This is a genomic window from Flavobacterium galactosi (assembly GCF_048158585.1).
Taxonomy (GTDB): Bacteria; Bacteroidota; Bacteroidia; order Flavobacteriales; family Flavobacteriaceae; genus Flavobacterium; species Flavobacterium galactosi.
In genome coordinates, this window is the sequence record NZ_JBLNKV010000002.1 from 272,147 (window position 1) to 284,013 (window position 11,867).

Sequence of the window (11,867 nt, forward strand, 5' to 3'; positions counted from 1 at the left end):
GGTTTATTTAATTTCAAAAATTACTTGATTCGTTTTTTATTGATATCCGCATTTTGAGCATCAATCTTTTTATTTCGTTTAGCTGCTATTCCGATATTGGAACAATGCAGCTATTTATTGATTTATTGTCTTCGGAAAGTCTAGTTATTTATTATTATTTTGTCAAGAGAAACGAAGTTTCCGGTACTGCCATAATTTGTTTTACTTTTATCAGACCAATTTGATCTTTCCCCTGTTACATAAACGGTTAAGTTATAATCACCTTTTTTTAAAAGTGGAGAGACGAATACTGGTGTTGACAGAGCTGATTTACTATATAGGTCAATCAGGGAGCTTAATAGTGGATGTCCTTTTTTATCGGACAGTACCACTCGCGCATAACCGTTTTCGGTCCCCACATAACTGTATAAAGCAATTTGTCGACCGCTAAATTTGATTGAAAAAGAGGCGTCTTTGTCGTCTGATTTACTTTCAGACACTAAATCTTTATTATTGAGATGGTTCCATTTCCCAATATATTGAATTTGCTTGTCCGTATTTTCGATAATTATATCAAAGGTTTCCAACGGAGTTGCAAGTCCAGTTGAAGTATTGGGTTGCCACGCTTCCTGATAAGTAGACATGGATACTGAAGTTCCTGATATTAAAAGAGGTTGCCAAACATACGTTGCCGATGAGGCCTGTTTAGGGAAAGACCAGCGGTCGCCCATAAACATATAGGTAGTGCCTTTTGTCCCTTCAATAGGTAATACGAAAGTTGATTGTGAATTCCAGGTTAATGTCCCTTCCGGAGCAATAAGTCCTCTGGATATCCAAGGGCCTCTGATCGAATTAGAAGTGTAATAGTAATTATCATTGCGTTCCCAACTGGTAAGGTTTGAGCCAATAAGATAATAAAGACCGTCTTTTTTTAACATGGTAGGGGATTCAAATCCTGATGTCATGTTTTTATTTACTTGCTCAACAACAGATTTGTAATCGTCGCCCAATTTATAAATTTCACCACCATGAATAAGGATGTATCCGGAACCATCTTTATCTTGAAAAACTCCCATATCCCATTTTTTTATAGGTTTGCCATTAAAAAGCAATGGGCCTTTAAATTCGTAAGGGCCTTTAATCGTTTTTGAAGTCGCATAACCCACAAACTGATCCTTATAAGTAATCGAATCAGCATGCATAAACATAATATACTCTTTAGTTTTAGGATTTTTCATTACTTTAACCCTTTCACCAACTCGGCTAGGACCTAATTTACCCGAATTTTGCACAGGAAGTGCTATTTGCTCAAATTTCCAATTATAAAGATCTTTTGAGGAGTAACAATTAAATCCAGCAAAAGCATTATTAGTATCACTATGGGCTTCACCAAAAAGATAGAATTTACCTTTATCTTTAATGATATTGGCGCCGTGTGCACTTACAACATTTCCGTTTTGGTCAAACCAAGGCGTTCCAGAATATATGGCTTCCATTTTCCCCGGGAGTTGTGCAAATAAAAAGGAAGAGTTGATTAAAAAGATAATGCAAAATATTTTTTTGCTTAATTGTCTGAAAATGGAATAACTATTTCTGAACATATATGATTTTTTTAATCTAAATTATTTTTTTCTGCTTTTAATAGTATACTGTACTATTTCTAATATTTGTATTCAAACCAATCGAAAGAAGCTTTGGTTTTACTTATTTGACCATTACTGGTTGTATACACACCAATACCTGTACCATTAAATTTATTAACGCTGCTTTCTGAAATTACCAATAAGCTTTGTATACCACCAATAATATTCATGTGGTCTAATGCTTCGCCAAAACTAAACTGCAAATCTAATTTGTCTGCTTTAACATTAAAATAAACTTCTGGTTTAGTGTAAGGAGCTTCCGCTATAATCTCTTTTTTACCATTAAACTTTCTAATTAACACAATTCGTGGCTTTTCTTTCATAAGCATATAATAACTTTCATTTGTGCGGTAAATTATCAAACCGGCTTGTTCGTTCTCCTTTGAGGTTTTGAAATTTAATTTAGTGGACGCTGAAAATTAAACATGACTGGTGCGTTGTATAAGCATGGATGCATTACCTAAACTGTCTACGACTTGTGGACGCAGTTTCAAGGTTAAAAACCCTTGTCCAAACTGTACCATTTTTCTTTAGGTGTTCTGACGGTGTGCCATTTTAAGGCTAAACTATCCGAATTAAATTCATCTCTGAAAGGTTCTATTTTTACAGGTGTCCATGGAAGGTTAGGACGCTCCTGCTCCAGTAAAAATTTTCCGTAGCCGGGATTAAATATTGGTGTATCATTTTCGAAATTTACTTTACATAGAAATGTTTCCTGGGAAAGCGGTATTTGTTCGTCTACAAGTCTTTTGCCAAGCACGACTGCCCACCAGTCTCCGTTCTGGGTTTGTACCAAATCGCCATGACCTACCGCCTGAATTGGATAATCCTTTCCTAATTGCCGATGTGATAATACGGGATTTATTTTATCAGCTTTAAAGGGTTCTAATATCGAAGAACTGTGATGTGCTGTAATGGAATGATACATGTCTGTTCCCCCTTCGGCAGCTATTAATAAATAGTCTCCATTTATTTTATAGATATGAGGGGATTCGGCATAACCCGCATTATTTGCATATCCATAAGTTAGTATTTTTTTTTCACCAACTAACTTTTGTTGTTTTAAATCCAATTCTTGTGCCCAAATAGCACATTGTCCCGCCCATGATTTTTTAAAATCCCAGCTGTTTCCAGAATAATAACATTTGTCATTATCGTCCCACATCAATGAAGGATCGATTCTGGCCGCATCTTTTAGCCAGACAGAATCAGACCATTGTCCAGCAGGATTTTTAGCGGTGATATAGAAATTTCCACCACAATCAGAACAGGTTGTTATGAGATAAAACAATCCATTGTGATATCGAATGGTAACCGCCCAAATTCCGTTTTTATCCTTTATGCCATTGAAATTAAGTTGTTCGGGACGAGTAATTCCATGCCCTATAAGCTCCCAGTTTACTAAATCCTTACTATGATAAATAGGAATACCCGGATACCATGAAAAAGAAGAAGTAACCAAATAGTAATCGTCACCTACTCTACAAATAGAAGGGTCGGGATTAAATCCCGGCAGGATAGGGTTTTGGAATTTTTTTGGGGGATCTTGTCCATTTGAAAAGCTACAAATAAAAAGGATTACGACAGTTAAAAAATTTTTAACATACTTTAAAAAGCAGTTTTTGAACATATTTAATAATTTAAAAAAAGTCTAAATTCCTCTTTCGTTTTTTTATAGCATTCTGTACTATCGGCACAATATAGTATGGATAAGAATTATTCTATTCGTTTTTTGTTGATGTAAACATTTTTAAAAGTTACTCCCTTTATTATGCTTTTATCGATAGCCGTATTAGTAGCTTCAATATTCAAATTTTCAAAGGTGAAATTGGATAAACGAACGTTAGGATCTTTTTCTACTCCATAAAAAGTATCACATTTAAGATCAATATTCTTTAACGTAATATTATCCCCGTATGATAAGGGTACGTCTGGTCGCCCTTTTAAGTCAAAAAATTGTTTCCATGCAAAAATCGCAAGACACGTTTTAGCTTCTCCTTTTATATTTTCAACCCTAATAAACTCATATCTTTGAGGCGTATCAGGTCTCATTTTAAGCCATAATAATCTTGAAGCTCCGTCAATTTGGCAATTACGCATGATCACATTTCTGTTATGAATCGATTCGCTTCCGTTTGTTAATGCCGAATGACAAAATCCAAAATGGCAATCTTCAATAATAATATTAGAATTTGGACCATTATTTTTATCCTGATCTGCATAAGGTCCTTTGCCTCCTTTTAATGCTATAGCGTCATCGTTTACAGACATATAACAGCCTTTTATAAGAACATTAGAACAAATATCAATATCGATGGCATCTGTACTTGGGGCTTTAGCTTCTAGGTGCGGGGAAAAAATATAAACATTCAATATTTTTACATTATTACATTTATAAAAATGATTGGTCCAAAAACCTGAATTAATCAATTTTACATCTTGAAGTTGCACATTATTAGAATTCCAAACAAATACTAATCTGGGTCTTGAAACTTCTAGATTGGTGCATTTTGGATTTACTTTACGTCTTGCCCAAAAGGCTTCCCAATACTTTGAACCATTCCCATTTAGAGTTCCTTTGCCTGAAATGGAGAAACCATCAACTCCATAAGCATTTACTAAAGCAGGAAAATAATCTAAATTTTGACCTTCCATTCGTGAAGGCATGATTGGATAATCCGAAATATTATCCGAACCTTTCAAAGTAGCTCCTTCGGAAATATATAAACTTGTTTTAGGTTTAAAAAACAAAGCGCCACTCAGAAAAACACCTTTCGGAATCACAATTACACCTCCTCCATTTGCTGACGCCTTGTCAATAATCTTCTGTATGGCGAGAGTTTGAATTTTTGCACTATCATTACTTACACCATAATCAGTGACACTATATTTTTTGCCCAAATTTTTTAATTCAATTTTAGTGTAATCTTTAAACCAATTTGGGATTAAAGTCCCATCAGGAAAGGTGTCATTATTATTTTTTTGCGAAAATGTTATTTGCGAAAATCCGATAAGGCAAATTAACAATCTGAAAATATTTCTCATTATACTCTTAATTTATTGTATTATGTTACTATTATATTTAATTTTCTTATTTACGTTTCAACCATTCTTTCGGTACGTTGACAATACATATATTCATAGAACGATTGTCTTCGGAAAGCATCGCCGATTGTATTTCTATTTTTGTTCCTTCTCTGTTAAAAGTAGGATGCAAGTGGTCTGCTGCTGTTTCTTTATGACCAGTAGTAAGCATCATCATTTCATTTGTTTTTCGATCAATCAAATATAAACTTCTCGAAAAATCATCTCCCACTGCCCACTTCCCGTCAGCAGATCCGTGAACGTGCCATAAACCACTGCCGCTTTTAGTTTGTCCTGCAATAATCATTTCCCTGGTTCTCAGATTTACAATGGCAAGACCTGTAGGTTTTTCTCGAGTTCCCGTGGCTCCCCAATTACTTTCTTGCCCCGGATTTACCGGATTTCTGATCTCGCCGTTTGCAGCAACTTCCACAGGAGTATCCTTCTCAATATCAATTTTTCGATGTCCCATAATGGCCATGGCTACTTCGTCTTTGGAAATTACAGCCTCATGCGTGACCCACTCAAAATCAGATTCAGGATACAAAGGACGTAAACCCGTACCATCTGCTATAACAGTCCACGTACGTTGCGGCGACTTCCCTCCTGTTTCCCAGCAAAAAATAATTTCGCCCGAATTCCATATATTCGATTGGATGTGTCCAATTTGAAAAGGTACGGATATCACGTGCTTCAACTCGCCTGTTTTCAAATTCATGCTGCCTATTCCTCCCGGACCTGCGCCCATATTTCTGGGTCCAAAACTTTTTTCGAGAGTAACCCCGGCAGTCAAATGTTTAGCGGCTTCTTCTTTTCCAACTCTAAAATAAACTCTTTCTTCATCGGCATCCAATGCCATATCGCCGGAAGCTCCCATTTCCGGGTTAGTAATACCGCAAAGGCGTTCATAAGCAGCAACGGGTTTCATTTTCCCCGATTTACTGTCTTCAAATACAGTGCCCAGATTTAATTCTATGATTTGCATGTTCTCCTCTGGTCCTTTACGCATAAAGTATAATTTCATAGACTTTTGCGCTATACATAATGTACCCGAGTAGCCTCCTTCTGTAACCTGGACCAGTACACCTGATTTTTCATTGACGGCAATAGCTTCCCCTTTAACTCTGTTAGATCTAAATATGAGCCATTCCCCATCTGAAGTCCATTGAGGATGCGTTGGATATGTTTTAGAATCACCAGCCGATTTCGTCGTTAAAAAAATTAGTTCCTGACCCGTAACAGGGTCTTTAACTATTTTTTTTTCTGAAGCAAACCGCGTGCCAATTTGACCAAAAGTAGTAGCCGTAACGAATAGTATAATGGTATTTAAAAGGATTTTAATTTTCATTTGTGCTGGTTATTTTTTCCTTCTATCTTTAATTGGACTGAACTATCGTTGATTTCAAATTGGCTGTCTTTCAATAACAAAATCACTTCAGATCCAGCCAATAAAACAGGCCCATAACCATGAGCTGCAAATACATTTATGGGACGATAGTAATAAAATGCAGGGTCAAATCCCATTCCTGTCCCCACACAAGTTCCTTCTACTTGTCCTTTGTCATTGACTTTGGAGGCTACTGCATTCCAAGCCAATAGAACCGCTGGTGCATAAGTCATTTTATCAACATAACCACGATTAATGGCTCTGGCAATTGAATAGGTATAAATGGCTGTTGCCGAAGTTTCTAGATAAGTATCATTTCTATCCAATAATTGGTGCCAAAAACCAGTTCCGTCTTGGTATTTTGCCAATCCTTTGATATGTGCTTGCAATTGCGCCAAAACTCCTGCATATCCTGGGTGGTTTTTAGGCAAAACTTCCAATAATTCAACCATTGTCATCACTGCCCAACCATTAGCTCTACCCCAGTGAAATTGAGGATGGTCTTCCATGGATTGCACCCAACCGTGCATATAAATTCCTTTTTCTTTATTAAACATTCTCCCCGAAAACTGGTTGACTTGTTTTACGGCATCATCAAAATATTTAACATCTCCTGTATATTTACCCATTTGGGCAAGTGCAGGTACGCTCATGAACATGTCGTCTAACCAAAGTGTGTTGTCTTGAGGTCTGTTTCTGGCCAAAGTTCCGTCTTGCAATCTAAATTGTTTGTTGCTGATGAAATCAATATAATTATTAATCAGCGGATCTACATTTGCTTTTAGTCCCTCTTGCTTTGCTTTTATAAAGGCTGCACAAAGTGCTCCTGCAAAATCTAATGCTTCAGGATGCAAGGTTTTGAGCATGTCTTTATCTTTGATGTTTTTCTCTTGATAATTTTCGGCGATATCGGCGATTAATTTGATTCGTTTGTTAGAATAATCAGCAAAATATTTTTCGCCCGTAGCTTTAGAAGCTAAAAGCATTCCCGCATAAGTAACTCCCCATTCGTAACTGGTAAGTCTAAAAGCACCTGGCTCAAACATGATGTCTTCATTGCCTTTTTTATAATTCGTGATTTCGGCTTTTGTGGTTGCATTTACAATTTTAGAAGCTGAATTTGCATCCAGAAATTTATAAACTCTGTCCAATACCTTTTTGATGCTATCTTTTTTAGGAGCTCCATAATGTGTAGGGTAATCGGGTTGAAGTAAGTGCAGCGGGGCAGTTGCATCGTTTTTTTGCGCATTTACTGAAGTTAGGCTGCCCAAAAAAAGCAAGGCTACAACTGGGATGTGGTAATGTTTCATAGCGTTATGATTTTAAATTTATGGTTTTTAGTTAGTTATTTATTAAATATGAAAGTTGTTATTTATTATTTTTTAAATCCCAAATGTCCTCAATATTTATTTGTACTGGTCCAATTAATCCTGAAGCTAATAATGGCGTGTCTTTTTCGAACAAATCCATTGTGCAAAAAGTAATGCGATTTATACTCGGACGCGCTGTTTTATTAATAATCCATTCAGGTACCGTTTGAAGGTTCCGCCCAATTATGGGAACGGGTTTCACATAAGGAAAGTCACGAATAGGTCCCCACTCACAATCTTCGGGTTCTGTTTTATCACCAATAATACGATTGGGCCAAAGGTTAGTAACCATCACCTCCAATTGGTTCTCACCTGCCTTACAATAGTCTGTTATATCTACCGAGAATGGAGGTTTCCAAATCACCACAACTTTTTTCTGATTTACCGTAATGGTGGCAATATTTTTTACTTTCCCTAAATCCAATAAAATACGTTTATTGGATTTCAACTGTTTTGAATGGAGTTGAAACGATTTGTTGTAATGTGCAGTTCCTGAGAAAAACCGAATACCGGAATCCGAATGCAATGGCCATGAAATGAGTTTCTCAAAATGAGCAGCCGATGGTGTTCCACTATTTTCCTGAAAACGAACATCCCAATTGTCGTTTAAAAGCATCTTTTCAGCTTCTTTATCCTGTTTTTTTGTAATGGTTTTATTGTCTTGAAAATTTACTTTATAAACACCTTTTTTATTTAAAATCAGTTGATTATCTCGTGTTAGATAAGAGTTTATTTTTAAATCCTCACCGTTTAGCGAAATATTCTTAATGGAATTTAATTGGCTTTCACTTTTTTTGCGAAATACAACAAAACAAGAGCCATTGGCTTCCATGTCTAGCGTTACCATAGTTTGGTTGTTAATATTTTTCCACACTAATGCATTCGTCATTTTTCCGGAAACAGGATCCCAAAGTTCCGGTTTCATATTCTCTATTCGAAAGTTTATCCTATATGATTTATTTTCTGATGCTTGATTTGAAATAAAATAATAATCTTCATTTCCATCATTTCGATGAATCCAGGCAAGATTTTTTTCATTGTCTAATACCTCAACATCCTTCGAAATGTTTTCTAATGCCAAAGCTTCCTCCGCAGAATAGCCGCAATAGACTTTTCCTTTACCCACGTTTACTACTTTTTTTTCAGTGACATCTTTTGCTCCAAACGAACCAAACAAACGTTCACTAATACTTCGCATTTCGCGATTAACCACCGCAAAGTTGTTTAAGCCTGGACTACCTGTAAATCCATTTCCAACTACAATGGCTCCATCATTGACCAGTTTTTCTATTTTACGGGCAAGTTCCGGTTCTATCTTGCAACGGTTTGGCAATACCAACATTTTATAGGTCATATTATCGGGAAGGACCAGTTTATTATCCTTAACGGAGAAACGGGTCAGCAACTCTTTTTCATTACAAACATCTGCTTTATAACCCTCCGGAATAAATGTTTTCTTTTGTCTGTAGAGCTGTAAATAACACAAATCACTCGCAAACAAGCCTTTTTGAAGCAGGAGTTGACAGCGTGTTAAATATTGTACCCACTCCGTCGCGCCATGATCCCACCAAGTTTGTGATGGACCGAATTGCGTCCCCCACCATCCCATTGTCATCCCCGGCTTCAATTGCGGCCATGGTTGATGCGCACTGGCATGAAGTACAAAAAGGTTTACTCCTTCACAAAATGCTTGGTCGCCTGTGGCTTTCAAATCGGCAAGATCAATCTGGAAAGCATACTGTGGTTGGCCTGTGAAAGCTTCTGCTGCCACAATTTTTTTACCGTTTATATGTGCATTACTGGAAACTGGCAAAAGGGTTTCCCAGCCCCAAGTGGTTGGTTTTGTCCAAAATTCACACATAACGATATCCCCAATACCACGAATAGCTGTTTCATCAAAACTTTTCTTTCCCGTTCCATAAGGTTCAACTACAAGTTCCAATCCTGGAACTTTATGGACCAATTCTTCAAGATATCCGTAATAGTTATCGGCAAAAAGTTCGTTAATGGTTCGTTGCTGGTCGTATTTGAAACGTTCCGTACTATCTTTTGACTCCAGAATGTATCCGGCAGTAACCACCAGCCACGGAAGTAATTCATAGCCTCTGCGATTTTTAAATTCGGTTGCCATTTTGGGAGTCCAGTCCTGTAATCCCGCTTCATAACTGTCAATTTCAAGTCGCTTGAATGTTTTTCCAGCATGTTTTCCGGCCATGTCTATTAATTTTTCAGGATATAAAGTCCAAAATTTGTCAAGTGCATTTCGGCTCATTTTGTCTACTTCCAGACCTTGTCCGGATAGTGGGGCAGTTAGATTCATTTCTCCGGTAGTGGTATGTCCAAATCGCACTATTTCCCATTGCCTTTCCGGTAGTGATTTTTTTAATCGATCAGCATTATCAAGACCATCTGTAATAACGATGATGTTATCTTTAGTGAGAATTGTTGCGTCTTTGGGTATAGCAATCAAGCATATATCTTTATAATAATTCCATTTTACCTCTATTTCACCTTTGGCAATAGTAGTTCCTTTAGCCGTTTTCCCGGAAACCGATGTTTTAACCCAAATCAGTTTTTGCATAGAATCTTCCACCTTTAGACCAGGCGCACCACTTGATGACCATCCAGGGCAGTTATGAGTTCCAAAATCAAGTCCTAATCGTTGGCATTCGTCTAATGAAAATTTCATTAAGTCGTTCCATTTATCACCTAAAACGGTAATATTTGGGTCGGTAATATCGGCTTCAGATCCGCCTACCAAAAATTGTTGAACATTTTTTATACCCACTTTTTTAAATGCTTCCAAATCAGATGTAATTCCCTCTTTGGTTACACAGCCATTCATCCATTGCCATAAAATATATGGAGCTGGACCATTTGCATCAGCAAAATCTTTAGCTGTTTTATCTTCATAAAGGTTGGTATCCTTTATAATGAACGATGCCGTTAATATCAGAATTGATAGTAATAACATGAAAACCAGCGCCTTTAAAAAATATCGAATTTTCATCTGTTTTAATCGAATATAGTTATCCGTTTTTGTCTTCCCGTTTCATAAAGCTAGAAACTCCAAAATAGGGATTATTAGTTTATTTTTTTATAATAACAGTAATTTCGGCTGCAAGTTGTTTTGCCAAATTGGTCACATAATTGGTGAAATAATTGGCATCCTTAAAATTTTTATCGGCACTCAATTCCCAAGCTGCAATGGCATAATAACTGATTGGCTCATTGTTTTCGACTTTGAATTTAGCCAAATAAGAATTGGTTATTTGCCCTGTTTTAGGCGCTTCCATATAGCCGTTATAGCCTTTTTTAGGAACTATTATTGCTGTTCCCATAATCCATTCGCGATTATAACCTAAGTTATCATGTTGTATAAGACAAACAAAATTACCGGCTTCAACTACATTTAAAGGCTTTTGATTGTTAATGTTTGACAAGGCAATAAGTAACATTTCGTTTCCTTTAAGTCCATCCAAACTAACTGTGTTTTTAAAGCCATACATTCCGGGCCAGATAGACGTAATTTCTTTTACTTGATACTTATTTCCCGATGCATTCCAATTGTGATAATCATAACTTAAAACAGAATTTTCAGGTCCTTCACTCACAATTTTAAAAGTGGTTCTTTCAATATTATTCAAAGTATCCGTTCCAAGAATTCCAAGTCTATTAATTTCATTGCCTACAAGTAAAGCGTAACCTCCAAGGCCTGCTGAATTACCCACGGGAAAAACATCTCTTCCCCAATCATACATCACATGATAATTATCTTCTACGGCTCCCTTACTGCTAATCCCAACATTTTCCGGAGTAATAGCGGGTATTTTTTTTCCAAAAACATCTTTGGCATTTCTACCGTCAAGATAATGTCTAAAACCTACTTTGTCATTTTCCCAGGAAGGACCATCGGTTTGGTATTTTTGAAAACCTAGTTTTTTATAGACTTGATTCGCATTTACAGTTTCTTCGGTTGCGGGTTGTAAGGGTTCATTTTCGGCTTCTCTTTTTCCAAATCTTGCGCTAGTTCTAATCGTAAATTTAGGTGCTTTTTTTACCCAAACAAGTTGGGTGTTTTTCTTTTCATTGGCTGAAAAATTGGTCACTAAAAATAGTTCATCCCATTTTCCATCGCCATCTAAATCATTAACTTGAGAAGGGATAGTGTCATTTTTATAAACCAATACAGGGTAATTATTCAAATTCTCTTTTACAGGCAACAGCTTTTTTGCGATAGAAATTGGTTTATCTGTTAATTCCAAACTAGAATTATTGGTTAACACTATTCCTGTTTCAGTAGTGTTTTTATACGTTTTACAGCCTACAAATAATAGCGCTATAAAGGCTGCAGGCAAACATAAGTTTAATTTATTATGCATCATTTTAAAACATTTATGATAT

Annotated in this window: 7 protein-coding genes and 1 pseudogene; all 8 read right to left on the minus strand. The window is 36.4% G+C overall.

The genetic code is table 11. From position 1 onward, the window contains the following. Positions 1-140: 140 nt before the first annotated feature. The 8 genes and pseudogenes from ACM55M_RS05325 to ACM55M_RS05360 all read right to left on the minus strand — a co-directional run bounded on the left by ACM55M_RS05325 (position 141) and on the right by ACM55M_RS05360 (position 11,848). Positions 141-1,580, minus strand: coding sequence for a family 43 glycosylhydrolase (locus ACM55M_RS05325; RefSeq protein ID WP_416856546.1), 1,440 nt, complete (start codon positions 1,578-1,580; stop codon positions 141-143). A gap of 59 nt (positions 1,581-1,639) precedes the next feature. Beyond that, a pseudogene (locus ACM55M_RS05330) lies at positions 1,640-2,029 on the minus strand (beta-xylosidase family glycoside hydrolase); the annotation flags it as partial. An 89-nt stretch (positions 2,030-2,118) separates the two neighbouring features. Next, complete coding sequence (locus ACM55M_RS05335; RefSeq protein WP_416856547.1) at positions 2,119-3,252, minus strand: glycoside hydrolase family 43 protein; 1,134 nt, start codon at positions 3,250-3,252, stop codon at positions 2,119-2,121. A gap of 86 nt (positions 3,253-3,338) precedes the next feature. Then, the gene (locus ACM55M_RS05340; RefSeq protein ID WP_416856548.1) at positions 3,339-4,667 is read right to left on the minus strand and encodes a rhamnogalacturonidase; all 1,329 of its coding nucleotides are present in this window, start codon (positions 4,665-4,667) and stop codon (positions 3,339-3,341) included. 46 nt (positions 4,668-4,713) lie between these two features. After that, the gene (locus ACM55M_RS05345) at positions 4,714-6,054 is read right to left on the minus strand and encodes a TolB-like translocation protein (RefSeq protein WP_416856549.1); all 1,341 of its coding nucleotides are present in this window, start codon (positions 6,052-6,054) and stop codon (positions 4,714-4,716) included. Continuing rightward, a complete protein-coding gene (locus ACM55M_RS05350; protein ID WP_416856550.1) occupies positions 6,051-7,403 on the minus strand; it encodes a glycoside hydrolase family 88/105 protein in 1,353 nt (450 codons plus the stop codon). The genes ACM55M_RS05345 and ACM55M_RS05350 overlap by 4 nt, the downstream gene beginning before the upstream one ends. Positions 7,404-7,461: 58 nt before the next feature. Next, on the minus strand, positions 7,462-10,437 hold the full coding sequence (locus ACM55M_RS05355) for a glycosyl hydrolase (RefSeq protein ID WP_416856551.1): 2,976 nt from the start codon (positions 10,435-10,437) through the stop codon (positions 7,462-7,464). Between the two features lie 115 nt (positions 10,438-10,552). Continuing rightward, positions 10,553-11,848 (minus strand): DUF4861 domain-containing protein, encoded by a 1,296-nt coding sequence (locus tag ACM55M_RS05360; RefSeq protein WP_416856552.1) that lies wholly within the window; start codon positions 11,846-11,848, stop codon positions 10,553-10,555. Positions 11,849-11,867: the final 19 nt, after the last annotated feature.

Excerpts from the sequence above, each read along its gene's own strand:
- ACM55M_RS05325 (WP_416856546.1), bottom strand. The coding sequence starts at position 1,580 with ATGTTCAGAAATAGTTATTCCATTTTCAGACAATTAAGCAAAAAAATA.
- ACM55M_RS05335 (WP_416856547.1), bottom strand. The coding sequence starts at position 3,252 with ATGTTCAAAAACTGCTTTTTAAAGTATGTTAAAAATTTTTTAACTGTC.
- ACM55M_RS05340 (WP_416856548.1), bottom strand. The coding sequence starts at position 4,667 with ATGAGAAATATTTTCAGATTGTTAATTTGCCTTATCGGATTTTCGCAA.
- ACM55M_RS05345 (WP_416856549.1), bottom strand. The coding sequence starts at position 6,054 with ATGAAAATTAAAATCCTTTTAAATACCATTATACTATTCGTTACGGCT.
- ACM55M_RS05350 (WP_416856550.1), bottom strand. The coding sequence starts at position 7,403 with ATGAAACATTACCACATCCCAGTTGTAGCCTTGCTTTTTTTGGGCAGC.
- ACM55M_RS05355 (WP_416856551.1), bottom strand. The coding sequence starts at position 10,437 with ATGTTATTACTATCAATTCTGATATTAACGGCATCGTTCATTATAAAG.
- ACM55M_RS05360 (WP_416856552.1), bottom strand. The coding sequence starts at position 11,848 with ATGATGCATAATAAATTAAACTTATGTTTGCCTGCAGCCTTTATAGCG.